This window comes from Populibacterium corticicola (assembly GCF_042683685.1).
Classification (GTDB): Bacteria; Actinomycetota; Actinomycetes; order Actinomycetales; family Cellulomonadaceae; genus Timonella; species Timonella corticicola.
On the sequence record NZ_JBHUOP010000002.1, the window covers coordinates 225181 to 252144 of the forward strand.

Consider the following 26964-nt stretch of genomic DNA (forward strand, 5'->3'; position numbering starts at 1 on the left):
ATCGTTCACGAACACCCACTCTACTCCTAGCGCGTCACACGTTTGTGATTCCTTACGCAGACGGATAGGGAAGGCGCACAGACCTCACCAGGCCCTGAAGTGCGGTTCAGGAGGAGCGTCGCTCCACGAGCTTGGCGGGAAGCACAGTGGTGTTTCCTGTCCGTACGACTCCATCAAGATCAAGCCCACCGTAACGGTCCTCTTCGCTGATGTACCCGAGTTGATAGAGCAACTCGAAGGTAGCCCACCTGGTCATGTCCGAAACAGGGTTGATCACGGTGGTCAGCGGTGGCTCAGTGGTCTCGGCAACACCAAGATTGTCATAGCCAACAATCGCGATGTCCTCGGGAACCCTGCGCCCATGATGTTCCAGCACCCGCAACGCCCCGCTGGCCATGAGGTCAGAGCCTGCGAAAACGGCATCGATTGTTGGGTCCTCAGCAAGAATCCGCTCCATCGCGTAGGCGCCAATCGCGCTCGTGAACTCGCCGCCGTGCATGGGCCCAGGCGCGAGCCCAGCCGCCTCAAGAGCCTGCCGCCAGCCCGTCGCGCGGTCTTCCCCAGCAGTCATATCTGTTGGTCCGGCAATGTGTGCGATATTCCTACGTCCCTGTGCGATGAGGTGTTCGGTTGCAAGACGCCCGCCACCCAGGTTGTTGGTGTCCACGACATTCAACTCTTTGAGTGGCAAGAACGGTCGACCCACAAAGACCGCTGGCGTGCGAGACTGCACAATCAGGTTCTCGAGTTGATCCTCGTGGTGGTGCGAGACCACAACCGCGCCATCAATATGGGCGTTGCCCAGATACTTACCGATCCTCGACAACGATTCACCCGGCTGAGCCATCAACAGGACAAGTTGGACGTCGGTCTCTTTGAGAGCGAGATTCATTCCACGGATGACATACGAAAAGAACGGGTCGGACAAAACCCGAATGTCTGGTTCGGGAACAATCAATCCGATCGACTCCGAACGCCGGGTCACCAGCGAGCGCGCCGCGCGGTTGGGGGTGTATCCCAACCGCGCGATCGCGTCATCGACTGCTGCCTGTGCCTCCGGTGAGACCCGCGATCCCCCATTGATCGCGCGAGAAGCAGTAGACCGAGAGACGCCAGCGGCGGCGGCTACCTCTTCCAGCGTGGGGGTGTGCTTGATCATCGGGGACTCTTTCATCTGTGGCTCCTCGTGAAAGGAGCCGGTTGCGTTAGTTCGCGTTTCGCGCAGGAATCGTGTTGGTGCCTGCGATCTGTCCGTACCACTTGCCCGACGATTTCACGACGCGCGCCTGGGTCTCGTAGTTGACTCGGATAATACCGAATCGCTTGTGGTATCCCCAAGCCCACTCGTAGTTGTCGAGCAATGACCACGCGAAGTAGCCGTGCACTGGAACGCCCTGCTGAACAGCGTCATACGTGGCCCGCAGGTGTAGGTCGTAGAAGTCCAGACGGTTCTGGTCGTCCACGTTGTCGAACTCATCGGCAACATCGTCAAATGCACAACCGTTCTCGGTGATGTACAGCTTGACACCTGGCTCGGATGTGTATTTGTCGTGCAGGCGTACAAGCAGACGAGTAAGACCTTCCGGCTGGATCTCCCAGTCCTGGTCCGTCACAGGAAGGCCGCGTGGGTGCACGTAGACACCGTCCGCAGCAGGGTATGGCGAACGTGTCTCACGAGTGACCACCGCATCGGTGGTGAGCGTCGTTGCCGGTGGGGTCTTCGAGACGGCCTCACCATGGTAATAGTTGACACCCAGCGCATCAATCGGCGTGGAGATGGTCTCAAGGTCGCCGTCGTGGATAAGTGCCTCGAAGCCCTCACGCAAACCCACCTCGCCAAGGTCCTCAAGCAGGTCAACCGGGTAGGCACCCTTGAAGATCGGATCGGCGAAAACTCGGTTGAACTGGGCGTCGATGCGTCGAGCTGCGTCCACATCCTCTGGGTTGTTCGGGTCAACCGGGTCTGGAACGGTGAAGTTCAGCGTGATGCCGAGTTCCGCATCCGGGGCGGCCTTGCGCAGTTCCTGAACCGCAAGACCATGGCCAAGCAGCAGGTGGTGCGCTGCGGCAAGCCCATCCTCGGGTGACGTGCGGCCTGGTGCATGTACGCCTGCCGTGTAGCTCAAGAACGATGAGCACCATGGTTCGTTCAGGGTGGTCCATACTTTCACACGGTCGCCCAGGGCATCGTGCATCGTCATCGCGTACTCAGTGAACAGGTGCGCGGTGTCGCGGTTGGTCCAGCCGCCCTTCTCCTCCAGGGCCTGCGGCAGATCCCAGTGGTAGAGGGTCAACCACGGCAGGATGTCAGCTTCAAGCAGTGAGTCCACGAGCCGCGAATAATAGTCCAGCCCCTTCTGGTTGATTCCGGCCTTGCCGCTCACACCGTCCGGGCGCACACGAGCCCACGAGGTCGAGAACCGGTAGGCACCGATGTTCAGCGACCTCATCAGGTCCACGTCTTGGCTGTAGCGGTGGTACTGGTCGCACGCGACATCACCGTTGTGTGCATCGGTGACCGCCCCAGGAATTCGAGCGAAGTGGTCCCAGATCGAGTCCCGACGACCATCCTCGTGCGCGGCTCCCTCAACCTGGTAGGCAGCGGTCGCAGCCCCCCACAGGAACCCGTCCGGGAGCTTGATGGTTTCATTTTGTGGTGTGGTCATCCCTTAACAGCTCCTGCCATGATTCCCGCGACGAGTTGACGTCCGGCAACGAAGAATAGAACGAGCAGCGGCGCGGTCGAGATCGCCACGCCCGCCATGATTAGAGAGTAATCGTTCTGGTAACCAGACTGCAGAAGTTTGGTTACCATCGGCAGCGTCGGGTTCTGCTGGTTCAGGATGATGAATGGCCAGAAATAGTTAACCCATGAGCCAATGAACGTGAACAAGGCAAGCATCGCAGCCGCAGGGCGAGCCGCCGGGACCGCGACATGCCAAAATGTCCTGATCATTGAGGCACCATCAACACGCGCAGCCTCAACCAGTTCGTAGGGAAGCGCATTCTCCAAATACTGGGTCATCCAGAACACGCCGAAGGCTGTGACCAAACCGGGAACGATTACTGCGGTGATACTGCCGGCCCAGCCGATCTTCGTCATGACGATGAACAGAGGCACGACACCCAACTGGACGGGCACTGCCATCGTGGCGATGACGAAAACGAGAAGCGGCCCACGACCACGGAAGTTCAACTTCGCAAACGAGTAACCGGCCAGCGTCGAGAACACCACAACCGATACGGATTGGATGACCGCGATGATGAGTGAGTTGGTGAGACCTTTGATCACAGGAATCGAACCGTCGAAGACTCGGGCCATGTTATCCCAAAGGTTTCCCTGCGGAAGAATGCTCGGAATCACTGACTTTGAGATCGTCACCTGGTCCGAGGATGCAAGCAGCACCACGTAGTACAGGGGGAAGATCGAGATCGCGATCACGAGGCCCAAGATGAGGTACGTTACCCATCCGGGGCGCCGGTTAGCTCCGCCCACTCCTGCTGAGCCACGTCTCCGGCCAGCCCACTTCGCTGCGCTCTTTCCTGAAGTCTGCGCGATAACGGGAAGTGACGCGTTCTTCATTTTCCGGCCTTCCTGCTCTTCTTTTTGGACTTCTTGACTTTCGGTGCACCTGATGTGGAGATTTTTGAAGTAATGACGAAGTTCAGAATTCCGAACGCGACGATAACAAGGAACAGGAGCCACGCCACAGCCGCGGCCCGACCAAAGTTGAGTTGGTTACCCCAACCAAGCTCATGGATGTACATCGTGAGCGTCAGCCATTGTTTATCGCCACCACCGGTTCCTTGCGCGTCGAAGGCCCGTGCTTCATCAAATATTTGCAGACCACCGATTGTGGAGGTGATGACTACGAAAATGATGGTTGCGCGCAGTTGCGGGATAGTAACCGAGAAGAACTGCCTCAAACGCCCAGCACCATCGATGATTGCTGCCTCGTAGAGCTCGCCCGGAATCGCCTGCATTGCCGCGAGGAAGATGAGTGTGTTGTAGCCAGTCCACCTGAAGTTGACCATCGTCGCGATTGCCATATGCGATGGCAGTACCTCTGAGTGCCAGCGAATGGGTTCGAATCCTAGGAGATCAATCAGGCCGTTAGCCAGCCCATACTGGTCTGCAAATATCCGTCCGAAAATCATTCCAACAGCAATTGGAGCAACGATATACGGCAGCAGTACGCCCATGCGCCAGAAAGTCTTAGCCCGGATGTTTGCATTGAGGACAGCAGCGATAATGATCGCGGCGATCACCTGTGGAACTGATGACAGGAGGAAGATCGAGAAGGTGTTCCTGAAGGCCTTCCAGAACGAGGTCTGTCCGAGAACATCGCTGAAGTTCTGTAGTCCCACGAAGTCGCCCTGGCCGCCAAGGGTGTGCCACTGGTGTAGCGAGATATATCCCGTGTAAAGAAGTGGAAAGAGGCCGGTGATGGCGAACAGAATGAAGAACGGGGAGATATATAGGTACGGCGAGACCTTGACGTCCCAGCGGCTCAACTTCTGGCTGAACGCGATTCGGGTTGGCCTCCGATCAAGTTTTGTTCCTTGATCATTGCGTGGTGGTGACTGCACAGTCATGGGCTTCCTCTGCGGGTGCTGTAAAGCAGGGATTAAGGGGCAGAAATTAGGTGCGCTCATAGGAGCGCCGGGCAACCGGAGTTGTCTCGGTTGCCCGGCGCATTGTCTAGTTACTCCTTATGCCAACGCATCCGTCAACGGCGATTAAGGAGCTCGTCAATCGAGATCGAAGGTCGATGGAGAATCTAGCCGCATTCGATGATGCGGACCGCGGCTTTAGAGACCCAAGTCCTTGTAACCGCTGATGGCCTTGTCCCACGATGAACCTGCGTCGTCGGTCTTCTCAACGTCGACTCGCTTGAATGCCTCAGTGATGAGCTGGTTGATCTTGAAGTAGTTGGCGCCCTTGTAGGCGAGCTTGCTGCCATCGATGTTCTGGGCACGTGCCGAGAAGATCTGTCCAACAGGTGCGCCGCTCATGAAGTCGTTTGTCGTGTCCAATACCTCTTGTGCTGACAGAACCTCAACCTGGCTTGGGAAGGCACCGGAGTTGGTGAAGGCCTTTACCTGGATCTCAGGGGAGGTCAGCCACGCTGCGAGCTTCTTGGCTTCCTCGACGTTTGCGCCTTCCGAAGGCACGGTCAGGAACGATCCGCCCCAGTTTGCACCGCCGTTGGGGAATACATCTGCGACGTCCCATCCTTCAACGCCACCGGAACGCTCCTGGATTGCACCAGTCATCCAGGCTGGGCACAGCATCGTGGCGAAACCGTCGTTCTGGAAGGCTGCGTCCCAGTCTGGGCTCCACTGGTCAAGGCCTGCGGAGAGGTTGGTCGAGGCGGCAAGTACCGTGTTGTAGGCGTCCTTGATTGCGGTGTTGGACTCGAGGTCCTTTGGCGTTCCGTCTGCCTTATTCTCGTAAGGTTCAGCGATCTGCGCAACGACACCCTGCCAGATTGCTCCGGCTGAGTCGAACCATGGAACGTCTGACTTAGCGGCGAACTCTTCTCCCGCTGCGAAGTAGGTCTCCCAGGTCGCGTTTTCGCCACCGATCATTTCGGCGACGGCCTCACGTGAGCCGTCCAAGCCCGCTGCGTCGAACAGGTCGGAACGGTAGCAGATCGCCTGTGGGCCGATGTCGGTGCCGTAGCCGATGAGCGTTCCGTCAGCGGTACGGCCCTGGGCTTCCTTCCAGTCCAACCAGCGTCCTTCGATTCCCTCGACACCGCTCAGGTCAGCGAACTTGTCCTTGACCATCTCAAGCTCTGGCATCCAGTCGATCTCGATAGCTTCGATGTCAGCAAGTCCGGTGCCGCCTGCAGCCATCTTAGTGGTGAGGTTGAGACGCGCGTCGTCCGACTTTGCAGCGATCGTGTGCTCGATCTTGACGTTCGGGTTCACCTTTGCATACTCGGCGAGCAGTTCGTCCGTGTATCCAAAGTTGTTGAAGGTTGCGACGGTCAGGGTGACCTGCTCGCCGCCACCGGACGATGTCGTTCCAGTAGAAGTTGGGTCGGTCTCTGTAGTGTCACCGGAACATGCGGTCAGGCCCAGTGCGAAAACTGATGCACCGGCGATAACCGCAGCAGCGCGGCGCGAACGGGTAGTACGGATCATGAGGGGACTCCTTTGTCAACGTCACGGGATGTCCGTGCGCTTAGCGGATGAAGTTCAAATCGTTCGGGGAAGCGATCTGTCTCCCACGTGATGCGCGCTCCCATCAATCCCATCTTCGGGACTTTCTTGGCAGCGCTCCCACGCGATAAATGAATCATGGGTGGGAGCGTTCCCACATGTCAAGCGTCGGGATTAGTTGCGCGATAAAAATAACGGTTGCTATCAATGAAACTGCAGGCAGGAGTGTGTGGGAGCGTTCCCACCGTGATGCAATTGTAATCTTTTCGTTACATTGCATAGGATGAATCTGGGACCGATCAGCCTTGAGCAAGCCACTCGTTGACAAGCTTTGAGTGAGACGCCAAAACCTGCTCGACGACCTGGCCCACGGCCTTCTCGATCGTGGCACCGAACAGCGGGATCGAGGCGTTGACCTCGCCCTCGTAACGCAGCACCGATTGACCGGACTCCTCAGCGATGGTTGAGCGTCCCGCGATCCGCACAGGGGCACCCACAATCTCAATGTCAAAAGTTCCGTGACGGGTGGTGGCACCTTCTGGGATCGACTCAGCCCACGCCTCCGTCTGACGAAGCTCAATTTCCGACCCCACGAACGATCGGAAATTGGCCGGAATCAGATCACTTGTGGCCGCTCGACGCACGACAAGCGTGATGGCACCTGAGTCAAGCTGCTCAACATCGGTGCTCACAAGACGCATGCCGGCTCGCTCAGTGGCAAAGGCGATGAACTCCGGGTCCGCAAGGGCACCAAGCACCTGCTGCGGGGTACCGTTGGCGTGAATCTGGGCTGTCAGTTCCATGGAATGCTCCTTGAGATCGTCCAAGGCTGGACGGGTAACACGTCATCGCTGCTCCAAGAGCCGCACGGTCGGCTCCAACCGTGCGCTGGGCGTTCTACCCTAAGCCTAGTCGACGCCATGCCCGTCCACTACCTCAAGCGTCCCTCCCCCAACCGCGAGTGGGACATTTCCCACTCTTGTGCACAGGTGACACCCACATGCTCACAGGTCGTTCGGAGACTCTCAAATGAGTGGGGACGTTACAAGCACCAGTCCCGATTTCCGACGAGTCGGCCAGTTCCAGCACCGTTCCACTCCCCCTGACCACCAGCCCAGACCCAGCGCTGCCTCATTCCAGCCATCTCGTCGGCAATCTGTGTGGGTAACCAGAGGGTGCGCTCACGCATCCACCGCCAATGGGGCGCAAACTGTCCGAATGCACATACTCGGGCAGCGCATGTGGACGCGATCAGCCCCATCGGACCACGGCCCAAGCCGATGTGTCGCGTAGGCTTGATATGTGTCAACTCTCAGCGACCTCGTCGAACGCTACGGATACCTTGAACCCGCCCAGGTCGAATGGCTGCACCTGCTGGTGGGTGACTGGCAGTTCATCTCGGACCTCGCCTTTGCGGATCTCGTGCTGTGGCTCCCCACGGAAGACGGCAACTTCGTATGCCTCGCGCAGTGCCGTCCCTCAACCGGGGCGACGGTCCACTACGAGGACATCGTGGGCTCCCTCGCTCCCGACAACGTACGCCCGCAACTCGAAAAAGCACTGGTTGACGAGCAGATTCAGGCTTCCCGCGAACCACGCTGGTTCGGCGCCTTCGCGGTGCGCGAGGAGGCGGTTCCGGTCAACTGCAACGGTCATACGATCGCAGTTGTGGCACGTCAAACCAACCTCGGGTCGGGTCGCACGCCATCACGCCTCGAGATCAACTACGTCGAGGCCGCCGACGATCTGATGAGCATGATCGCCGTAGGCGAGTTCCCCTCCCCCGACTCGGCAACCGGTTCCCGCCGTGGCGCGCCCCGCGTTGGTGACGGTCTCCTACGCCTGAACGCTGCGGGAGAGGTGTTGTACGCATCTCCGAACGCGCTCTCGTGCTTCCACCGCCTTGGGGTCCTCGGGCCGCTGGTTGGACAATCGCTTGTCGAGGTCACCGCCGACCTGGTGGAGCACAAGGTTCCCGTGGACGAGTCCATGCCACTCGTGTTGATGGGGCGTGCACCGTGGCGCACCGACATCGAGTCCAGCGGCGTGTGCCTGTCCGTGCGGGCCGTACCGCTGTACGAGAACCACGAACGCATCGGCGCCGTCCTGATGTGCCGCGACGCCTCCGAGCTACGCCGCCGCGAGCGCGAGCTCATCACCAAGGACGCAACGATCCGTGAGATCCACCACCGGGTCAAGAACAACCTTCAAACAGTCTCGGCCCTACTGCGGCTTCAGGCAAGGCGGATGACGGTCCCCGAGGCCCGGGAGGCTCTTGAGGAGGCCCAGCGCCGGGTCGCCACGATCGCACTCGTACACGACTCGCTCTCGCAGAACCTCGACGAGGAGGTCGAGTTCGATGAGATGGTGGGCCGGGCGCTGCGTCTGGCCGCGGACGTTGCCTCGGCAGACACGTCGGTGCGCACGATTCAACGTGGTTCGTTCGGCCTCATCCCAGCGAAGGAGGCAACCCCCCTCGCCCTCGTGCTCACCGAACTGGTGACCAATGCCGTGGAACACGGGTTGGCCCCATCCGGCGGGGGTACCGTTGAGATCCGTGCTGAACGTTCAGGGCGCCGGGTCAAGGTGTGGGTCGAGGATGATGGCACCGGTATCCCCGAGGGTAGCCCGCCATCGACCGGCCTGGGCACGAGCATCGTACGCACCCTTGTGACCAACGAACTCCTCGGGTCCATCGAGTGGAGCAACCGTCCCGAGGGCGGCACCTCGGTCCAGATCGTGTTGGACCTCCACTCAGCGACAGATTACTGATCTCGCGCACGCGCATAGACCGCAAAAACAGCAAAACCCTGGATTCCCCACTCATGGGAATCCAGGGTTTTCTGTCACCTACACGGTTCTATCCGCTCTCTGCCTACTCGCCGCCGTCCGTTCAGGTCACGCGTTGTAGTCAGAGAGCGGCTGCTTAGCGGCCCACTCGTACAGGTCAGTGCGTGGTCCGGTGTAGAACGGCACCTCTTCGCGCACGTGACGGCGAGCCTCGGTGGCACGCAGGTCGCGCATCAGGTCGACAATCCGGTGTAGTTCTCCAGCCTCAAATGCGAGCAGCCACTCATAGTCACCGAGGGCGAATGCGGCAACGGTGTTGGCCCGCACATCGCCATAGTCACGCGCGGCAAGCCCATGCTCGCGCAGCATTGCGCTACGCTCCTCAGCGGGCAGCACGTACCAGTCATACGAGCGCACGAACGGGTACACGCACAAGTACCTGCCCGGTTCCTCATCGGCCATGAATGCGGGAATGTGTCCGCGGTTGAACTCGGCGGGACGGTGCATGCCCACGTTCGACCACATCGGATCGAGGCAACTGCCAAGTTCACTCTGACGGAACCGCTGGTAGGCACCCTGCACTGCCTCCACGGAGGAGCCGTGCCACCACACCATGAGGTCGGCGTCGGCGCGCAGACCAGACAGGTCGTACCAGCCGCGCACGGTCAACTCCGTGTCCACCCCCCGGTCCACTCCCCCGACTGCCTTGAGCGCTTGACGCACCATGTCATTGCGCTCAGCGTCATCGAGCGGCAGGGTGTTGGCGGTCTGGAACACCGACCACATTGTGTAACGGATGGTTTGGTTGACCTGTTCGGCGATCTCGGAGTGATCCATTTTTCCCCTCAAGCGTGTGTTTTCGTGCCTTCAACCTACCCGGTCGGCGGCGGTGTTGGGTTGCTGTCTTGTGTGGTCGAGAACTTGCCTGGTTAAGACCTATTGGCCCGCGACGGTTGGGATGCCCGTTGACTGGCCTGCACGTTGCAGGCAGCAGTTGGCCGGGCACGTGTGGTGTAGCGCTGGCACCTGCGTGGTCGCCGCGGGTTCGACGTGCTCACCCCGTGCGATCACAGCACGTTCAAGCAACAGGTCCACGAGCCCTGCCACGAACTGCGGGCGGGTGCCCACGGTGTCCGCGCGCACGGCATTGAGTTCGAGCTTCTCGCAGGTTGCGAGCGCCTCGGTGTCGAGGTCGTAGGCGACTTCCATATGATCCGAGATGAAGCCGATGGGTGCGATGACCACGTCGGTCACGCCCTGATCGGCGAGTTCCTCAAGGTGGTCGTTGATATCTGGTTCGAGCCACGGTTGGTGCGGCGGTCCGGAACGCGAGCAGTAGGACAGCGACCAGTCGAGTTCTCGTCCGGTCTGCGCCGCGATTCGCGAAATCAATTCCTCCGCGAGCGCAAGGTGTTGTTCGGAGTAGCTGGCTGGGTGGTGCAGGGCTGAGCCCTGCTCCATTGCGTCCGGGACCGAGTGGGTCACGAACGCGAGGTGGGTGCGGGGTTGTTCGCTTGTCGACGAGCCCTCAAGTTCAAGGATTGCCTCCGTCACAGCGTGGTACGTCGCATCCACAAACCCAGGGTGGTTGAAGTACGGGCGCACCTTGTCGAACTCGATGCCCTGCGGAGTGAGGTTTCCATCGGCGTCGATGTCAACTCGTTCGCGTTGCACGAGCGCCATATCCTCGCGGTATTGGCGGCATCCGGAGTACGAACCGTAGGCGGAGGTCACGAGCATGACTGCGCGCTTGGCTCCGAGTTCTGCGAGTTGGTCGAGGGCGTCGGTTGTGTATGGTTCCCAGTTGCGGTTTCCCCACACGATCGGGGTGGTGATTCCGCGGCGGTCCAGTTCCGTTTCGAGCGCGGCCTTCAGTGCGAGATTCTGCTCGTTGATCGGGCTTTTCCCGCCGAATCCGTAGTAGTGCTCGCCGACCTCTTCGAGCCGGGAGTCCGGGATTCCCTTTCCGACCGTCACATTGCGGAGAAATGGGACGACGTCTTCAGGTTTGTTCGGGCCGCCAAACGAGTACAGCAGGATGGCGTCGTAGGGGGACAGCGTTGGTTCAAGGGGCGCTGGTTGATCAGTAGACACCCCTGTATCGTGTCACCGGAACCTGAAAAAACACGCCCAATAGTCAGCAAAATGGAGGGTGTTTTGTGTGAGGTTTAAACGACGCTTCGTCATAAACCTCACACCGAGACTACTTGCCGAGGCGGCGCTCCCGAAGCGAGAAGGCGCGTAGAGCACGTAGGTAATCGACTCGTCGAAAATCAGGCCAATAGGCCTCGCAGAAGTAGTACTCGGACTGAGCCGACTGCCACAGCAAGAACCCGCCGAGCCGCTGCTCGCCGGACGTGCGAATCATCAGTTCGGGATCTGGCTGGCCCTTGGTGTACAGGTGATCGGAAATACTCTCAACCGTGACCTGGTCAATCGCGCCATCAAAACTCAAACCCTGCGATTTGAAGTCCACGAGCATCGAGCGAACCGCATCAGCAATCTCGTGGCGACCGCCATACCCAACCGCAACGTTGACCTGGAGGCCCTCAACGTTCTCCGTGGCGGCCTGCTGCTCAAGCAGCGACTGCGCCAGCCACTCGGGCAGTAGATCCAACGTACCCACAGCGCGCAGGCGCCACCGTCCAGCCGCGGCAAGCTGCTTGACGGCAGAATCGATGATCTTCAACAGCGGCTCAAGTTCGTGCGGCTCGCGGCGCAGATTATCGGTGGACAGCATCCACAGTGTCACGACCTCGATGCCGAGTTCCTCGCTCCAGCCCAGAAAGTCGCTGATTTTGTCTGCTCCGCGCTGGTGTCCTGCCGCAGCGGGTTCACCAAACGACTTGGCCCAGCGCCGGTTGCCGTCCAGGATCACACCCACGTGACGAGGCATCGACTCCGTGGGCAGCATACGCGCAATGCGGCGCTCATAAATCCCATAGAGGAAATGAGGAAGCATCAATGTGGGGCCTTTCCGGCTAGTGGAACTTCTTAAAGGTAGCGGACGTTAGGCCCCGAGACATCGTTTTCGCCATTCATAGGCGAAAAAGTTCGACGAATCTTTACAGAAATCACAACTTACGGTTCCGTAAGTTACGGTAGCGTAGGTTATGATTTCCCAGTAGAAAAGTTCCATATCCAGCGTACGACGCACCCCACTCACGCGTCCTACACTAGACAGACCGGCGCACAGCGCCCACCCGACGACCCCTCGGAGACACCGTGGCAACCAAAGGCCAGCAGACAGACAACGAATCCCCCAACCGCAACGTGGTTGCAGCCGTATCCGATTCCGTTGAAAAGGCTGCGGCCAAGGCATCAGCGCAAGTCGCTGGGGCATTCAACGCGGTCAAACCCAAACTACGCGGCTGGATTCACGCTGGTACATTCCCACTCGCCCTGGCAGCGGGAATCGTGTTGATCGTTCTCGCCCCACCAACAGCACCAAAGGTCGCCTCGGTGGTGTTCGCGATCTCCTCCTGGCTTTTGTTCGGCACCTCGGCGGTGTACCACCGCGGGAACTGGTCCCCTCGAGTCAACGCAGGACTACGACGCTGGGACCACTCCAACATCTTCCTCATCATCGCGGGAACCTACACCCCACTCGCAGTCACACTGCTCGACAAACCCACGGCCACGATGCTGCTGTGGATTGTCTGGGGCGGCGCGCTCGCCGGTCTTGCTGCCCGCATCTTCTGGCTTGGAGCACCCCGCTGGCTGTACGTCCCCATCTACATTGCACTCGGATGGGTTGCCGTGTGGTTCCTGCCAGAGTTCTGGCGTAACGGCGGACCAGCAATCGTATGGCTAGTCGCCGCGGGTGGTATCGCCTACACCGTAGGAGCCGCAGTCTATGGGTTCAAGCGCCCCAACCCCAGCCCTAAATGGTTCGGGTTCCACGAAATCTTCCACACCTTCACCGTGATCGGGTTCATCTGCCACTTCGTGGCGGTCATGATCGCCGTACTCACGCACGGCTAAGCATCGGCTCACACAAAGCACTCACCGATGCACTTCCTCTAGGAAGTTGCAAACCAATAGCGGCTTCACAAACCTATTCACGCTTCACCCTACACACGCCGAAACAGGGATAGTTGATTAATCAATCGCTGGAACCGTTGTGCCCCACGCGGTTAGCCCACGTCATCCCGGCCAAAACAATAGCCGCCGCGCTTAAACTACCTATCCACCACTGGTTAGTGACGACATGAACGAGGGCACCAAGCAGCATTCCAACGATCACAGCGAACGATCTTATTCGTGAAGCAGGCATCGCGCACAGCCCTTCCCAATAGTCTTGTCAACTGGAACTAGCATTAGACGTAGTCTTCTTCAGAAGGTGGTTACGCGTCACCAACTACTGAGTCTTTTGTGGAGGCTCCTCCACGCCGTGGCTACGGAGCCTTGGTCCCTCACCGTCGAACGTGGCGGTCACCCTCTGCTGTGCGCCGCCCCTGTATTTCACGCTTCGCAGACGACGGCTCATGAACACGAGCAGCAACACGAGAGTGACGGCCACTCCGAAAGTCACCAAAAAGCCCTGGAGTCCCGGGGAGACATCGTATTCGGTCAGGTCCGAACGCAACTGGTCCTCCGGTCGGGGCACTCCGGCAGTTTCGGTCGCGGTCGGCTCAGGTGAGGTCTCAGTCTCAAACACGAGGACCCCATTAACAAGTGCGGCGTTCATGATCCTTCACTTACGTTGTTGGTCGCGATACCCGCGAACAGATCGGTTTCTGGCAGTTGCGTCTCCACGCGAGACACGCCAAGTTCGTACTCCTCAAACGGCCACACCTGTGCTTCGAGTTCCCGAGGGACGGCAAAGAAGAATCCGTTCGGGTCAATCTGCGTGGCGTGAGCCCGCAAGGCATCGTCGCGCTGTGAGAAGTATTGCGCACAGTGAATCTGTGTGGTCACGGGCCGTTCCGGCAGTTCGCGTGCTTCGCGCGCCTCAACCCACGAGCCATAGGGCGACTCGAGTCCGGCGGCGACCATCGCCTGGTGCAGAGTCGAGATACGCGCAAGCGAGAAATCGTGGTTGTAATAGAGCTTGGCCACTTCCCACGGCTCGCCCGCACCCTCGTACGCAGACGCGTCACCAGCCTTATCGAAAGCCTCCTTCGCCACCACATGGGTCATGATGTGGTCTGGATGCGGGTATCCCCCACTCGGGTCATAGGCAGTCATGACGTGAGGTTTGAACTCGCGGACAACCTCAACGAGCGCACGCGCCGTCACCTCCAACGGCTGCAACGCGAAACAACCATCCGGCAGCGGCGGAAGCGGGTCGCCCTCGGGCAACCCCGAGTCCACGAAGCCCAACCAGTGGTGCCGCACGCCAAGCGCGGCAGCGGCTGCACGCATCTCGCCCTCGCGGACCTCGCGCATGGGTTCAAGCTCGGGAATGTCCCTGCCATAGTGCGGGTTAAGGACGCTTCCCCGCTCGCCACCCGTGCAACTCACCACGAGCACCTCGTAGCCAAGCGCCGCATACTTCGCAGTCGTCGCAGCACCCTTGCTCGACTCGTCGTCGGGGTGTGCGTGCACGGCCATGAGCCGCAGCGGCTCGGGTGCGGGCGATGTTGGCGAACTGCTCAACTCGTAAACCTCCTATGATTGTGTGGTGTGTGCACATACTTTCGCGGTTAACGCGTGCAAACGACCCACTCACACGAGGGTAGTCGATAAAATGCGTTAGCGGCCCATAGTTCGCAAACAAATAGATCACCCTTACGAAAGGCTCCCGTGAGCAACGAGTACTACACCGACGAGTACGAGGAAGAAGAGGAAATCATCCTCGCCTCGGCTCCTCCAGCCGGACGTTCGGGCACCCTGACCCCCGGTGGCCGCAAGTTTGCCATCACGCTTGGAGCGCTCGCAATCCTGCTCGCGGTTGTCTACATCGCGTGGAGCGTGTGGACCGTACCCACGATCCGCGGCAAAGACGTCGGCTTCAAGATCATCGATGCCGAGGTCACGGAATTCACGTTCGATGTGGCAAAGCCACAGAACATGACCGTCATCTGTTCGATCGACGCACTCAACCAAAGCCACGCACAGGTTGGCACCCGAGACGTCGTGATCGGTCCCGCAGATCGGTTCGAGCAGCGTTTCACAGTAGAGATCCGCACCACCGAACTCCCCGTCTCAGCGACAGTCCAGACGTGTTTCGCGGCTGAGCAACCAGACCAGTAGCGCCAACCTGTCACAGGTCTGCGGAGCATCGTCGACGGACCGCAAAACGAACACGATAAGCCTAGAGACTCGGCAATACACACTAGTTTTGCTACACTTGATCCTTTAGCAACCACCTAGTGCTGCTCGAAAACAAAAGACGCCCGCGTGCGATGTCATTCACCCCACCGGCTCTATACGAGAACTGTCACCGAACTTCTGTCCGGTGACACTTTCACGAAGAGGACCCTACACGTTCGCTTCGAAGAGTTGGAAGTTGGATACCCGTACGAGGGCTCATTGCTTTTATTCGAGGAGTTTCCAGTAACACGTGCCCACCCGGGCGCGACCGGACTAACGTCCTATTCAAGGAAGGAGCGACCTGTGACCACGTCAACCGTCACTTGGCTCACTCAGGAGGCCCACGACCGTCTCCAGGCTGAACTCGAACACCTCAGCGGGCCCGCTCGCCAAGAGATTACGGACCGTATCGCTGCCGCACGCGACGAGGGAGACCTCAAGGAGAACGGCGGCTATCACGCTGCCCGCGAAGAGCAGGCCAAGAACGAGGCTCGCATCCGCGAACTCACCGAGAAACTCCGCAATGTCCGCATCGGTACCCCAGCTGACGACGGTGTTGTTGAGGCTGGAATGATCGTGACCGCCGAGATGTTCGGCGATGAGATGGTGTTTCTCCTGGGCTCGCGCGAGATTGGGGAGACCACTGACCTCGATGTTTACTCCGAGCAGTCGCCTCTCGGCGCCGCCATCTCGGGCAAGAAGGTCGGCGACTCCGCCTCTTACACTGCGCCGAACGGCAAGGAGATCACCGTCAAGATCAAGGATGCCAAGCCATATCAGGGCTGAGTTCTTGTTGTGATTGACGACGAAACGGGTCGGCCCCAGCGATGGGTCCGACCCGTTCTTGTTGCGTTACGCACCGTTGCGCGCGTGAAGCGCAAGCATCTGCAACTCAACGCCCAGATCAATCGATCGCACCTCAACGGTTGAGGGCACCTGCAAGACCACGGGCGAGAAGTTCAGTATCTCCTTTGCGCCGCCGCGCACCACAGTATCCGCGACCTGCTGCGCCGAGCTTCCCGGCGTCGCAATCACCGCGATGCTCACCTCGTTGGCCGAGATGAACTCCTCAAGTTGGTCATCGTGTAGCACCGAGATACCGGCGATCTCCTGCCCGACCCGGCCCTCCGCCACATCGAAGATGCCAGCGAGATCGAGACCGCCTCGTCGGAAAGCAGAAGACGCGGCCAATGCCTGACCCAGGTTTCCCGCACCAACGATCACAAACCTGACCAACTCGGCGCTGCCCAGCGCCTGCCGGAACTCAACGCGCAGAGCAGCCAGATCGTACCCGGCCCCACGCACCCCGCTGCTCGCGCCAAGCAGCGACATATCCTTGCGGAACTGGGCGGAACTCACCCCGGCACGCGAAGCCAACTGGGCCGACGACGCGAAGTCGACCCCATGCGACACGAGCGAGTCGATGACCCGCAGATACGCTGGCAGGCGCTCCATCGTGGACAACGGAACCTTCTTCACACCGCCCCCTTATCGTGCAGCAAGCATCATGAGGCGAGGGCACGGCGTAAGCGCGCCTCGTCGATCCGCCAAAAACCCTGCTGCACCCCGTCAACCTCGACCACGGGAACGTAGTCCGAGAAACGGGCGATGAGGTCTGCATCCTGATCAATGTCCACAACCTCGTAGGCGACGTTCAACTCGGCACCTATCCGGGCGACGATCTCCAGGGCATCTACGCACAGATGGCATCCCTGGCGTGAATACACGACAACGCGGGAGCGACCGTCCGACGTCGAAAAAGAGTGATCTGGATGGCTCATGACGAATATCTTACGCGGTGACACTAGAATGGAAGGGTGACTGAGGAAATGACAGGCAGCAGCGAAAGCACTGACGCCTCGCTGACCGGAACAACCTTAGCGCCTGCCGTAAGCAAACCGAGTTTGTTGAGCCCTTCAGCCGCGCCTCAAGGGGCGAGTGTCGCCGCGTTCTTCGACGTGGACAACACAATCATCCGCGGTGCATCGTCATTCCACCTGGCCAAAGCGCTGTATCGACGTGGGTTCTTCGGCACCCGGGATATCCTCGCCTTTGCTGTCAAACAGGGTCGTTACCTACTCTTCGGGGAAAATGACGGCGACATCGCCGACGTTCGTTCGCGTGCGCTTGGACTCATGAAGGGCCACTCCGTCGCCGAGGTGATCGCAGTCGGTGAAGAGGTGTACGACCAGGTTCTCGCCAACCGTATCTATGAGGGCACCAAGCGCCTACTCGATCAGCACCTCAGCGCCGGACACCAGGTCTGGCTCATCACCGCGACTCCCGCCGAGGCAGGAGAACTCATCGCCCGGCGTTTGGGCGCCACGGGAGCGTTGTGCACCCGCGTCGAGTCCGTGGATGGGTTCTACACCGGGCGGCTCGAAGGCGAGATGATGCACGGGAAGTCCAAAGCCACCTCGGCCGGCGCCCTGGCCGAGTCGCACGGGATCGATCTGACCGAGTCCTTCGCCTACGGGGACTCCACCAATGACATCCCACTGCTCAACCTCGTGGGCAATCCCTGCGCGATCAACCCCGACTCGCGCATGCGCAAGCACGCGCAGACGGTTGGCTGGCCCATTCGCGATTTCAGGGGCAAGCGCCGGGTCGCCCGGCGTAGCCTCACCACCGCGAGCATGACCGGCGGGCTATGGGTTGCTGTCCTCGTGATCAAACGGCTGCTCTCCCGTTCGAAATAGCCGCGCCCCTTAACGGCTCAACGAGAACGCAGTTTCGTGCACTCTGCCTCAACAAAACCGCGCCCCTGCTCTCACAGACCAAACGAGAGCACACCCGCTGGACGTGACCCGGCTCGTCGGCAATAGAAAATGGCATCTCAAGCCAGCTGCGGCAGACGCCACCTGAAAACAACTCAGGCCCGATCCTTAAAAGGATCGAGCCTGATGAAAAAGACTTGAGTGTCACTTCTTGTTGCGACGCTGGTGACGCGTCTTACGAAGCAGCTTGCGGTGCTTCTTCTTCGCCATACGCTTGCGGCGCTTCTTAATGACGGAGCCCATGGTGGTTCCTCACTTTTTGTTGATCTTAACTACGCGTGGAAAAGTCCATTCCCTAGCGTACCTGCTTTTGGGCAATGACTCGAACTCACACGAGCCTGCCGCATCGGACAGCAGAGCCATAAACGGCTTGATCTCGCGCTTTTGCTTTTCAGACCAGTGAACAAACGCACGGTTTTTAGTGACCGACAGGCGAATGTGCGCTAAATCTCGTAAGTCATGTCGAGTCCGAGACGCGGATAGATCGCCGACCGCGTGGCCCGAATCGCGCGATCCACCTCGTTTTCGGGGTTGTACCCGGAATGCCACGGCTTGAAAGTTGCGGATCCGTGGCAGTCGCCGAGCGTCTCGGGCGGAGTGTGGTCTAGGTATTCGTGGATGTACTCGCGCCAGGTCTCGGGAGCTGTGATCTCGCAGCCCAGTTCGTTGTGCGTGACCACACCGATGACGTGCGTCCACGCAACGGGAACGACATCCACAACTGAATATCCACCGCCCCCAAGAGCAAGCCAGCGCCCACCCGCGTACTGGTGGGCGAGTTCGTGCACGAGTTGGGCGGCCTGACGCTGCGCGTCGATCGATACGCGTAGATCCGACATGGTGTCGGAGAAGTGAGCGTCACAGCCGTGTTGAGACACGATGAAGTCAGGTCGAAAGGCATCCACAATGTCCGGGAGCACGGCGTGGAGTGCACGAAGCCACCCCGAGGAATCGGTGCGGGCGGGCAGTGGCAGGTTCACCGCAGTGCCCTCAGCTCCAGGGCCACCGATCTCCGTGACAAAACCGGTTCCCGGGAACAGCGATGTCCCCGACTGGTGGATCGAGAACGTCAACACGTTCGGGTCGTCCCAGAACGCGCGTTCGACTCCGTCACCGTGGTGCGCGTCGAGGTCGATGTACATGACCCGATGGGCGCCCTCGCGTTGGAGTACCCGGATCGCAACAGCCGCGTCGTTGTACACGCAAAACCCCGCAGCACCGTCGGGCATGGCATGGTGCATCCCGCCCGCCAGGTTGAGCCCGTGTTCGGCCTCACCGCGCCATACCGCCAGCGCCGTGTCTATGGAGCACTGCACCATGCGTGCGGCGGCATCATGCATTCCTGGGAAACTGGGGTTGTCCTCGGTGCCGAGGCCGCGGTTCTCGTTGGGTTCATCGTGGTCGGCTGCGCGGCGCACGGCCGCAATGTACTCGGGGCTATGCACGAGGGCGAGTATGTCATCATTGGCCACGCTCGAGGTGAGGATCTGCAGGTCATCCCGCTCCAGCAGCCCCAGGTCCTGCGCCAGACGCATCGTCAGGTCTAGGCGCACGGGCGACATGGGGTGTCCGAAACCGAAGTTATAGTTCAGCAGGTCCTTCGACCACGAGAGGCTCGCTTGGAACGGCATACCTCACCATATCCCGCTCTACGTCACATTTAAAAAACGTGGCCGGGTACTGGGATTGGCTCAGTCTGGTGAGGTGCCTCCCTGTTCGATGGGCTGAAATTGGTCCGGGTGCGCACACATTGTATGCGCACCCGGACCAATTTCAGCCCATCGACTTTAGGGACGTGAAAAGGCCAGACCATACTCAGGCCGAAACGCTGGGCGGTGCGGTGACACGGGGAACCAGCCGACTCGTCGCCAATCACTCATCTGTGAACAGACGGGCGCGCCTATCTTTGCAAACGGCGCATGGGACCGGTGCGCGGGAGTAGCATTTAGGTGGTTCAACACGCTGTCGAGTCAGAAAGAGGAGGGGCCGATGGCTTCGCTGATGATGACTCGCCTGTGGGCTGGGCGTGAGTTTGTGGACAGGATCGCGCGTCAATCCCCGGCCAGGCTCGCACTGACTGTTTTCGCAGGCGTGATCCTCGTCTTCACGGCCCTGCTGAGCCTTCCAGCGGCCACGGCGAGCGGGGAACGGGCACCGTTCATCGATGCCCTGTTCACTGCCACCTCAGCGGTGTGCGTGACGGGTCTGACCACCGTTCCCACGGGCGTGTACTGGTCCTCCTTTGGCCAAGCCATCATCCTCGTGGGCATCAAGGTGGGTGGCCTCGGCGTGATGACGCTCGCCTCGATCCTCGGTCTCGCTGTGACACGACGGCTCGGGCTGACGGCGCGCCTGCTCACCGCCTCGGAGACCAAGACAACGCGACTCGGTGAGGTGGGTTCCCTCATCCGCGTGGTCATCATCACCTCGACCTCCCTGGAACTCGCGATTGCCACGCTCCTGCTCCCCCGCTTCCTGTATCTCAACGAGACAATCGGCGAGGCTGCCTGGCATTCGGCGTTCTACGCGGTTTCCGCATTCAACAACGCAGGCTTCGTACCGACCGCCCACGGACTCGTGCCACATGGTTCAGACTGGATGCTTCTCGTCCCGATCATGCTCGGCATGTTTGTCGGCGCACTCGGCTTCCCGGTGATCTTGAATGTTGCCCGCCGACGCTCAAAGTTCTCCCGATGGTCTTTGCACGCGAAACTCACCGTGGTCACATCGAGCATTCTGGTCCTCGTGGCCTGGACCTGGTACCTGATCGCCGAGTGGACGAACCCGCTCACCCTCGGGCCGCTGGGGTGGGGGCAGAAGCTGCTGTCGAGCGCGTTCCTTGCGTTCATGCCCCGTTCCGGCGGCTTTTCCACGATGGACCCATCAGGCCTGCATGAGGCATCGTGGCTGATAACCGATGCGCTGATGTTTGTCGGTGGCGGTTCCGCGTCGACGGCTGGCGGCATCAAGGTATCCACCTTGGCGGTGCTCATGCTCGCCATCGTCGCTGAGGCGCGCGGCGATCAGGATGTCGACACGTTTGGTCGACGTATCCCCCGCGATTCCCTGAGACAGGCCGTTGCCGTCACCTTTGTGGGAGCCACCATCGTGCTGGTGTCGTGTCTGATTCTCCTTGAGATCACGGGCCTGACACTGGACGTGGTGTTGTTTGAGGTCATCTCGGCGTTCGGCACGGTGGGACTCTCCACCGGCATCACGAGTGAGATCCCGACCTCTGGCCAATATGTGCTGGTTGCACTGATGTTTGTGGGTCGTGTGGGTACGATGACGTTGGGTGCTGCGTTGGCTCTGCGAAGCCGCCGCCGCGTAATCCGACTCCCCGAGGAGAGGCCGATCATTGGCTAGTAACGACATACAGGATTTCTCTCGCCGCGAGCGTCTGTTGGACGCCCGGTCCGCTTTCGCGAACCGTGCTGCGGCTGGCATAGCCGCTTCACGACGAGGCGGTGAGAAGGCTACATCCGATGCGGGTGTTTTGGTGATTGGGTTGGGCCGCTTTGGGGCTGCCATTGCCTTGACGCTCGACCGGCTGGGGCAGGATGTCTTGGCTGTTGAGAAGAATCCAACGCTTGTGGCCCACTTCTCGGATCGGCTGCCTATCGTTGAGGCTGACGCGACGAATCCTGATGCACTGGAGCAACTTGGGGTCCGGGACTTCTCCGTTGCCGTTGTGGGTGTTGGCACAGCCCTTGAGTCCTCCGTACTCGTGACCGGCAACCTGGTCGATGTGGGCACCCCTCAGATCTGGGCGAAGGCCATCTCCGCCGAGCACGGGCGTATCCTTCAGCGTATCGGCGCGCACCACGTGGTGTTCCCCGAGTTTGACGCCGGCTCCCGCGTTGCGCACCTGGTGTCGGGCAAGTTGATGGACTACATCGAGGTTGAGGACGGTTTCACGATCGTGAAGATGCGTCCGCCCCGAGAGACTCAGGGTTTCACGATTGCCCAGTCTCGCGTACGCGAGAAATATGGCGTGACGATCATCGGTGTGAAGTCCCCGGGCATGGACTTTGTCTATGCAGATCCCGAGACTCGTATCTCGGCGAACGATCTGATTATCGTGTCGGGCCACTCGGAGTTGCTCGAGCGTTTCGCGGCACGCCCGTAGGGTCGGTCAGGCCCCGACGAAGTCGTGGAACTGGACGATCCGCAGGAGAAGAAGCGGCACGCAACACAGCCGCACGTCCGTAGTGGGGTCCGCTCCAGTCCTCCTTCCCGATCGATGGGTTGAAATTGGTCCGGGTGCGCAATTTTTGTATGCGCACCCGGACCAATTTCAGCCCATCGACTGTAGGGACACGAAGATGACAGACCACACCCTGGCCAAAACGCTGGGTGGTGCAGCGACACGAGAACCAGCCGAGTCATCGCGGATCTAGTGAGTGCAGGGACCGTGAGTTGAAAGAAATACTGCCAACTCGTCGCCAATCTGTGTTCCCACGTCCAAACCAACATGGTGATTTTCCGGAGTCAACGCCTAAGAAAAAAGACCCTAATCCCGGGAAAACACCATACGGAATAACCTCGAACACCCGCGCCAGTGGAACCTGCCCGCTCACCCACTTGCACGTGAAGAGAAAACAATTGCGTGGGAGGCAGGCCTCCGCGCACAGACGGCAACGGGTGGTCCGCCTTTTGGCGGACCACCCGTTTACTCCCACAGGGCGCTAACTACTGATCAGCGGGTACCTGCGCGACGCTTGTTGTAGACGTCGAAGGCCACTGCGAGAAGCAGGATCAGACCCTTGACGATCTGCTGGTAAGACTGGTCAACACCGAGGATCGACATACCGTTCGACATGACGGCCATGATCAGGCCACCGACCATGGCGCCAGCGACAGTACCGATACCACCGGTCACTGCCGCACCACCGATGAAGCAGGCAGCGATCGCATCGAGCTCGAACATGTTACCTGCGGCTGGCTGAGCCGAACCGGAACGGGACGAGAACACGACGCCGGCGATACCGGCCAGGAACGACATGTTCACGAAGATCATGAAGTTGACCTTCTTGACCTTCACACCGGACAACTGAGCCGCAGCGAGGTTTCCACCGATTGCGTACACGTGGCGACCGAACACGGTGCGCTTCGTGATGACCGCGTACAGCACGATCAGGGTTCCAAGGATGATCAGAACAATTGGCAGACCACGGTCGTTGGCGATCTTCCACGCGAACGCCATGATCACGATACCGACGACAAGAATCTTCGCAATGAACAGCGGCATCGACTCGACGGTCTGGTGGTAGGCGAGGCGTCCCTGGCGTGCACGCCACTGCATCACCGCAAACGCCACAACTAGGGCAGCGAAAACGAACAGTGTAAATGCATCGTAGCCATCGCCACCGAACAGACCGTTCAAGAAGCCACCGGCGATCTTCTTATACGTCGGGTCGTTGACTGAGGTCGAGGTGTTTGACAATACAACGAGGGTCGCACCACGGAAGATGAGCATTCCGGCGAGAGTCGTGATAAATGCCGGGATACCGACGAAAGCAACCCAGAATCCGTGCCAAGCACCAATCAATGCACCAACAAGTAGAGCAACAAGAGCCGCTAGGTACCACGGAGCGTTGTAGTCAAACATCAGGGTCACGGACACAGCGCCCGTCAATGCGACCACTGATCCCACAGACAGGTCAATGTGCCCCGCGATAATCACGATGACCATACCAATCGCAAGGATCAGAATGTACGAGTACTGCATTACAAGGTTGGTGAGGTTCTGCGGGTCGAGCAGAACACCGTTTGTGATGATTGAGAACAAAACGACAATGGCGACGAACGCGATGTAAATGCCGCTCTGTCTCAGGTTTCGCGTAACTAGGCTTACGAGCCCACTAGTTTCAGACATCGTTGTCAGTCCTTCACCTTTGTCATGAGTTCCATCAGGTTTTCTTGGGTTGCATCCTTGCGGTCCACGCAGCCCGTGATATTCCCTGCAGACAGCGTGTAAATGCGATCGCAGATACCGAGGAGTTCGGGAAGTTCGGAAGAAATCACCAGAACACCCTTACCCTGGTCTGCAAGCTGGTTGATGATCGTGTAGATCTCGTACTTTGCACCAACGTCGATACCACGGGTTGGTTCATCCAAAATCAGGACGTCTGGGTCCGTGTACATCCACTTCGCCAAGACAACCTTCTGTTGGTTACCACCGGAAAGCTTCCCTACCAGCGCGTGTACGTCTGGGGTCTTGGTACGAAGCTGCTTACGGTAGTCCTCCGCGACCTTCAATTCCTCGTTCTCGTTCACCATTCCAGCCTTGGAAAGCTTACCGAGTGCAGCAGAGGTCGTGTTGGTCTTGATGTCCTGGATCAGGTTGAGGCCGTAGTGCTTGCGGTCCTCGGACACGTACGCCAAACCGGCGTTAATGGCATCGGTCACGTTCTTGAGCGTGACTTCCTTGCCCTTGACGCGGACCTCACCGCTGATCTTCGAACCGTAGGAACGGCCAAACACGGACATCGCGAGTTCTGTGCGTCCAGCGCCCATCAGGCCAGCGATACCAACAATCTCACCGGATCGAACATGCAATTCAGCGTTGTTCACAACGGTGCGGTCCTGTTGGGTTGGGTGGTGCACGTTCCAGTCCTTGACCGCGAAGATCTCTTCACCGATCTTCGGTTCGTGGTCTGGATAGCGGTTGTCGAGCGAGCGACCCACCATTCCGCGAATAATGCGATCCTGAGTCAGATCGGGCCCGATCTCAAGGGTCTCGATGGTCTTACCGTCACGAATAATCGTGGTGGAGTCCGCGATCTCCTCAATCTCGTTGAGCTTGTGGGAGATCATGATGGAGGTGATGCCCTGGCCTTTGAGGTGACGCAACAGGTCAAGCAGGTGCGCAGAGTCCTGGTCATTCAGGGCCGCCGTAGGCTCGTCAAGGATCAGGAGCTTGACCTTCTTTGACAGTGCCTTGGCGATTTCGATGAGTTGCTGCTTACCAACACCGAGTTGGTTGACTGGCGTGACGGGGTTTTCATCCAGGCCTACGCGAGCCAGCAGTTTTGCGGCTTCAGCGTTGGTCTTGTTCCAGTCGATGACGCCCTTGGACCGCTGCTCGTTGCCAAGGAAGATGTTCTCTGCAACAGAGAGGTAAGGGATGAGCGCCAACTCCTGGTGGATGATGACGATGCCTCGGTCTTCCGAATCGTTGATCGATCCGAACTTTTCAACCTGGCCATCAAAATAGATGTCGCCCGTGTAGCTTCCGTGTGGGTAAACGCCGGACAGCACCTTCATCAAGGTGGACTTTCCTGCACCGTTCTCACCACAGATCGCGTGAATCTCTCCACGCTTCACGTTAAGCGTCACGTCCTCCAGCGCTTTCACGCCGGGAAAGGTCTTGGTGATGGAGCGCATCTCGAGGATGTTGTCGCTCATGCTGCCTGTCCCTCCTTCATCTGGTAGGTCAGCTGGTTATCCAAGTGTGTGACTTGAGTTTGCTGTGTTCACCTGCGTATGACATCCCGACTTCTTGCCGGATCCATGCCCTTGGCTTTCGCATTGTGGCAGGCTGGTACGCGAGTGAATGCGGTGGGGCGAAGCGCTGGTAACGCCTCGCCCCACCGAGATGAACAACGTTAGGGCTGCTCACCGCTGTTTAGCGGTCAGTTACCGCCCTTGTCGATCTGTTCCTGGGTGTAGTAGCCGGAGTCAACGAGGAGTTCCTTGATGTTGTCCGCGTAGACGATGTCCGACTCGAGGAGGAAGGACGGAACTACCTTGACCTCGTTGTCGTAGGTCGTGGTGTCGTTGGGGGTTGGGGTGCCGCCCTCCAAGAAGGTGACAGCTGCATCGACAGACTGGGCTGCGAGCTTACGGGTGTCCTTGAAGATGGTTGCGAACTGCACGCCGTCCTGGATCAACTTGACCGATGCTGCCTCTGCGTCCTGTCCGGAAACGATTGGCATTGCGTCGTCAGCGTAGCCCTTGTTCGACAGAGCCGTGATGATACCGCGGGAGATTCCGTCGAATGGAGAGAGAACGCCGTCAACCGTGGTGCCGTCGTTGTAGTTTGCGGTGAGCAGGTTGTCCATACGCTTCTGAGCCTCTTCCTGGCTCCAACGCTGGGTTGCAACCTGTCCGAAGTCGGTCTGGCCGGACTTCACAACGAGGGTTCCGTTGTCGATGTATGGCTTGAGGGTGTCCCATGCACCATCGAAGAAGAAGGTCGCGTTGTTGTCGTCTGGTGAACCAGCGAACAGTTCGATGTTGAATGGACCGGTTGCATCGCCGTCGGAGCCGTCAACGTTCTTCAGGCCGAGACCCACGAGAAGCGAGGTAGCCTGCTGGATACCAACGTTGTAGTTGTCGAAGGTGACGTAGAAGTCAACGTGCTCGGAACCGTTGATGAGACGGTCATAGGCGATGACTGGGATGTTCTGCGCTGCAGCGTTCTCCAGTTGGGTTGCGAGAGCCTTACCGTCGATCGAGGCGATGATGAGTGCGTCAACCCCCTTGGTGATCATCTGGTCGATCTGTTCCTGCTGACGTGGGATGTCGTCACCGGCGAACTGGATGTCAACGCTGAAACCAGCGTCCTTGAGGCCCTGCTCGACTGCAGCGCCGTCAGCGATCCAGCGCTCCGAGGTCTGCGTTGGCATTGCGACACCAACGGTCTTGCCCTCGCCGGCTGCACCGGTGTTGTCGCCTGAGCTAGTGGTGTTGTTGTCAGTTGGGCTGGTGGTGTTGTCGCCGCCAGCGCCTTCGCCGCCACATGCTGCGAGCGAGAAAGTCAGAGCTACAGTTGCAGCGATTGCTGCAAACTTCTTGCTGATCATGCTCTCCTCCTTGAGAACCAAAGTGTTTTGTTCGGTTAGTTGGGGAAGAACTCATCCACCACTGGACCGTTCTCCTCCCTGAGACTCCTCTACTGTGCACCCCCGTCGGGCATTGCGTCAACTTCTTGAACTCAATAAGCGGTTACAGTTCGATAACA

General features: G+C 59.3%; 25 protein-coding genes. 7 read left to right on the forward strand and 18 right to left on the reverse strand.

Annotation, left to right across the window (positions count from 1 at the left end):
* Positions 1 to 106: 106 nt before the first annotated feature.
* The 6 genes from ACFSYH_RS04760 to ACFSYH_RS04785 form a co-directional block, all read right to left on the reverse strand.
* Positions 107 to 1174, reverse strand: a complete 1068-nt coding sequence (locus tag ACFSYH_RS04760) for a LacI family DNA-binding transcriptional regulator (RefSeq protein ID WP_377465456.1) — start codon at positions 1172 to 1174, stop codon at positions 107 to 109.
* Between the two features lie 31 nt (positions 1175 to 1205).
* On the reverse strand, positions 1206 to 2666 hold the full coding sequence (locus tag ACFSYH_RS04765) for a GH1 family beta-glucosidase (protein ID WP_377465458.1): 1461 nt from the start codon (positions 2664 to 2666) through the stop codon (positions 1206 to 1208).
* Complete coding sequence (locus ACFSYH_RS04770) at positions 2663 to 3583, reverse strand: carbohydrate ABC transporter permease (protein ID WP_377465459.1); 921 nt, start codon at positions 3581 to 3583, stop codon at positions 2663 to 2665. The genes ACFSYH_RS04765 and ACFSYH_RS04770 overlap by 4 nt, the downstream gene beginning before the upstream one ends.
* A complete protein-coding gene (locus tag ACFSYH_RS04775) occupies positions 3580 to 4596 on the reverse strand; it encodes a carbohydrate ABC transporter permease (protein WP_377465461.1) in 1017 nt (338 codons plus the stop codon). The genes ACFSYH_RS04770 and ACFSYH_RS04775 overlap by 4 nt, the downstream gene beginning before the upstream one ends.
* A gap of 216 nt (positions 4597 to 4812) precedes the next feature.
* Entirely contained in the window at positions 4813 to 6153 is a 1341-nt protein-coding gene (locus ACFSYH_RS04780) for an ABC transporter substrate-binding protein (protein WP_377465462.1), read from the reverse strand.
* Positions 6154 to 6470: 317 nt separating this feature from the next.
* The gene (locus tag ACFSYH_RS04785) at positions 6471 to 6974 is read right to left on the reverse strand and encodes a DUF2505 domain-containing protein (protein ID WP_377465463.1); all 504 of its coding nucleotides are present in this window, start codon (positions 6972 to 6974) and stop codon (positions 6471 to 6473) included.
* A gap of 499 nt (positions 6975 to 7473) precedes the next feature.
* Here ACFSYH_RS04785 and ACFSYH_RS04790 point away from each other — a divergent pair, with 499 nt between their 5' ends.
* Positions 7474 to 8943: a sensor histidine kinase gene (locus tag ACFSYH_RS04790; protein WP_377465464.1), complete on the forward strand. Its 1470-nt coding sequence runs from the start codon at positions 7474 to 7476 to the stop codon at positions 8941 to 8943.
* 126 nt (positions 8944 to 9069) lie between these two features.
* Here the strand turns inward: ACFSYH_RS04790 and hemQ are convergent, their stop codons facing one another.
* From hemQ to ACFSYH_RS04805, 3 genes are all read right to left on the reverse strand, one after another.
* On the reverse strand, positions 9070 to 9798 hold the full coding sequence (hemQ, locus tag ACFSYH_RS04795; RefSeq protein WP_377465465.1) for a hydrogen peroxide-dependent heme synthase: 729 nt from the start codon (positions 9796 to 9798) through the stop codon (positions 9070 to 9072).
* Positions 9799 to 9897: 99 nt separating this feature from the next.
* A complete protein-coding gene (locus tag ACFSYH_RS04800) occupies positions 9898 to 11055 on the reverse strand; it encodes a ferrochelatase (RefSeq protein WP_377465467.1) in 1158 nt (385 codons plus the stop codon).
* 109 nt (positions 11056 to 11164) lie between these two features.
* Complete coding sequence (locus tag ACFSYH_RS04805; RefSeq protein ID WP_377465468.1) at positions 11165 to 11926, reverse strand: isoprenyl transferase; 762 nt, start codon at positions 11924 to 11926, stop codon at positions 11165 to 11167.
* A gap of 260 nt (positions 11927 to 12186) precedes the next feature.
* Here ACFSYH_RS04805 and trhA point away from each other — a divergent pair, with 260 nt between their 5' ends.
* Positions 12187 to 12945 carry a PAQR family membrane homeostasis protein TrhA gene (gene trhA / locus ACFSYH_RS04810; protein WP_377465469.1) on the forward strand — a complete coding sequence of 253 codons (759 nt, stop codon included), beginning with the start codon at positions 12187 to 12189 and terminating at the stop codon, positions 12943 to 12945.
* Between the two features lie 376 nt (positions 12946 to 13321).
* Here the strand turns inward: trhA and ACFSYH_RS04815 are convergent, their stop codons facing one another.
* Entirely contained in the window at positions 13322 to 13651 is a 330-nt protein-coding gene (locus ACFSYH_RS04815) for a hypothetical protein (protein WP_377465470.1), read from the reverse strand.
* Positions 13648 to 14517 (reverse strand): mycothiol conjugate amidase Mca, encoded by an 870-nt coding sequence (gene mca / locus ACFSYH_RS04820; protein ID WP_377466092.1) that lies wholly within the window; start codon positions 14515 to 14517, stop codon positions 13648 to 13650. The genes ACFSYH_RS04815 and mca overlap by 4 nt, the downstream gene beginning before the upstream one ends.
* Positions 14518 to 14709: 192 nt before the next feature.
* Here mca and ACFSYH_RS04825 point away from each other — a divergent pair, with 192 nt between their 5' ends.
* Entirely contained in the window at positions 14710 to 15159 is a 450-nt protein-coding gene (locus tag ACFSYH_RS04825; protein WP_377465472.1) for a DUF4307 domain-containing protein, read from the forward strand.
* A 363-nt stretch (positions 15160 to 15522) separates the two neighbouring features.
* Positions 15523 to 16005 (forward strand): transcription elongation factor GreA, encoded by a 483-nt coding sequence (greA, locus tag ACFSYH_RS04830; protein ID WP_377465475.1) that lies wholly within the window; start codon positions 15523 to 15525, stop codon positions 16003 to 16005.
* 66 nt (positions 16006 to 16071) lie between these two features.
* Here greA and ACFSYH_RS04835 read toward each other — a convergent pair whose 3' ends face one another.
* A complete protein-coding gene (locus ACFSYH_RS04835; RefSeq protein ID WP_377465476.1) occupies positions 16072 to 16698 on the reverse strand; it encodes a redox-sensing transcriptional repressor Rex in 627 nt (208 codons plus the stop codon).
* A gap of 26 nt (positions 16699 to 16724) precedes the next feature.
* Entirely contained in the window at positions 16725 to 17000 is a 276-nt protein-coding gene (locus ACFSYH_RS04840; protein WP_377465477.1) for a glutaredoxin family protein, read from the reverse strand.
* Between the two features lie 36 nt (positions 17001 to 17036).
* On the opposite strand from ACFSYH_RS04840, the gene ACFSYH_RS04845 reads away from it, so the two are divergent.
* Complete coding sequence (locus ACFSYH_RS04845) at positions 17037 to 17918, forward strand: HAD family hydrolase (RefSeq protein ID WP_377465478.1); 882 nt, start codon at positions 17037 to 17039, stop codon at positions 17916 to 17918.
* Positions 17919 to 18140: 222 nt separating this feature from the next.
* Here the strand turns inward: ACFSYH_RS04845 and ACFSYH_RS04850 are convergent, their stop codons facing one another.
* Positions 18141 to 18239, reverse strand: coding sequence for a 30S ribosomal protein bS22 (locus ACFSYH_RS04850; RefSeq protein WP_003792170.1), 99 nt, complete (start codon positions 18237 to 18239; stop codon positions 18141 to 18143).
* Between the two features lie 200 nt (positions 18240 to 18439).
* Positions 18440 to 19627 (reverse strand): acetoin utilization protein AcuC, encoded by a 1188-nt coding sequence (locus ACFSYH_RS04855; protein WP_377465479.1) that lies wholly within the window; start codon positions 19625 to 19627, stop codon positions 18440 to 18442.
* Positions 19628 to 19985: 358 nt separating this feature from the next.
* Between ACFSYH_RS04855 and ACFSYH_RS04860 the strand changes: the two genes are divergently transcribed.
* Positions 19986 to 21362 carry a TrkH family potassium uptake protein gene (locus ACFSYH_RS04860; RefSeq protein ID WP_377465480.1) on the forward strand — a complete coding sequence of 459 codons (1377 nt, stop codon included), beginning with the start codon at positions 19986 to 19988 and terminating at the stop codon, positions 21360 to 21362.
* 79 nt (positions 21363 to 21441) lie between these two features.
* Positions 21442 to 22125, forward strand: coding sequence for a potassium channel family protein (locus tag ACFSYH_RS04865; protein ID WP_377466093.1), 684 nt, complete (start codon positions 21442 to 21444; stop codon positions 22123 to 22125).
* 570 nt (positions 22126 to 22695) lie between these two features.
* Here the strand turns inward: ACFSYH_RS04865 and mmsB are convergent.
* The 3 genes from mmsB to chvE all read right to left on the reverse strand — a co-directional run bounded on the left by mmsB (position 22696) and on the right by chvE (position 26806).
* The gene (mmsB, locus tag ACFSYH_RS04870; protein ID WP_377465481.1) at positions 22696 to 23874 is read right to left on the reverse strand and encodes a multiple monosaccharide ABC transporter permease; all 1179 of its coding nucleotides are present in this window, start codon (positions 23872 to 23874) and stop codon (positions 22696 to 22698) included.
* 5 nt (positions 23875 to 23879) lie between these two features.
* Complete coding sequence (gene mmsA / locus ACFSYH_RS04875) at positions 23880 to 25406, reverse strand: multiple monosaccharide ABC transporter ATP-binding protein (RefSeq protein ID WP_377465482.1); 1527 nt, start codon at positions 25404 to 25406, stop codon at positions 23880 to 23882.
* 227 nt (positions 25407 to 25633) lie between these two features.
* Entirely contained in the window at positions 25634 to 26806 is a 1173-nt protein-coding gene (gene chvE / locus ACFSYH_RS04880) for a multiple monosaccharide ABC transporter substrate-binding protein (RefSeq protein WP_377465483.1), read from the reverse strand.
* Positions 26807 to 26964: the final 158 nt, after the last annotated feature.

Bases quoted from the DNA above. Each gene is read 5' to 3' on its own strand.
- ACFSYH_RS04780 (WP_377465462.1), bottom strand. From the start codon at position 6,153: ATGATCCGTACTACCCGTTCGCGCCGCGCTGCTGCGGTTATCGCCGGT.
- mmsA (WP_377465482.1), bottom strand. From the start codon at position 25,406: ATGAGCGACAACATCCTCGAGATGCGCTCCATCACCAAGACCTTTCCC.
- mmsB (WP_377465481.1), bottom strand. From the start codon at position 23,874: ATGTCTGAAACTAGTGGGCTCGTAAGCCTAGTTACGCGAAACCTGAGA.
- ACFSYH_RS04765 (WP_377465458.1), bottom strand. From the start codon at position 2,666: ATGACCACACCACAAAATGAAACCATCAAGCTCCCGGACGGGTTCCTG.
- ACFSYH_RS04840 (WP_377465477.1), bottom strand. From the start codon at position 17,000: ATGAGCCATCCAGATCACTCTTTTTCGACGTCGGACGGTCGCTCCCGC.
- hemQ (WP_377465465.1), bottom strand. From the start codon at position 9,798: ATGGATCACTCCGAGATCGCCGAACAGGTCAACCAAACCATCCGTTAC.
- ACFSYH_RS04850 (WP_003792170.1), bottom strand. From the start codon at position 18,239: ATGGGCTCCGTCATTAAGAAGCGCCGCAAGCGTATGGCGAAGAAGAAG.
- ACFSYH_RS04775 (WP_377465461.1), bottom strand. From the start codon at position 4,596: ATGACTGTGCAGTCACCACCACGCAATGATCAAGGAACAAAACTTGAT.
- mca (WP_377466092.1), bottom strand. From the start codon at position 14,517: ATGGCCGTGCACGCACACCCCGACGACGAGTCGAGCAAGGGTGCTGCG.
- ACFSYH_RS04855 (WP_377465479.1), bottom strand. From the start codon at position 19,627: ATGCCGTTCCAAGCGAGCCTCTCGTGGTCGAAGGACCTGCTGAACTAT.
- ACFSYH_RS04815 (WP_377465470.1), bottom strand. From the start codon at position 13,651: ATGAACGCCGCACTTGTTAATGGGGTCCTCGTGTTTGAGACTGAGACC.
- chvE (WP_377465483.1), bottom strand. From the start codon at position 26,806: ATGATCAGCAAGAAGTTTGCAGCAATCGCTGCAACTGTAGCTCTGACT.
- ACFSYH_RS04860 (WP_377465480.1), top strand. From the start codon at position 19,986: ATGGCTTCGCTGATGATGACTCGCCTGTGGGCTGGGCGTGAGTTTGTG.
- ACFSYH_RS04760 (WP_377465456.1), bottom strand. From the start codon at position 1,174: ATGAAAGAGTCCCCGATGATCAAGCACACCCCCACGCTGGAAGAGGTA.
- ACFSYH_RS04785 (WP_377465463.1), bottom strand. From the start codon at position 6,974: ATGGAACTGACAGCCCAGATTCACGCCAACGGTACCCCGCAGCAGGTG.
- ACFSYH_RS04770 (WP_377465459.1), bottom strand. From the start codon at position 3,583: ATGAAGAACGCGTCACTTCCCGTTATCGCGCAGACTTCAGGAAAGAGC.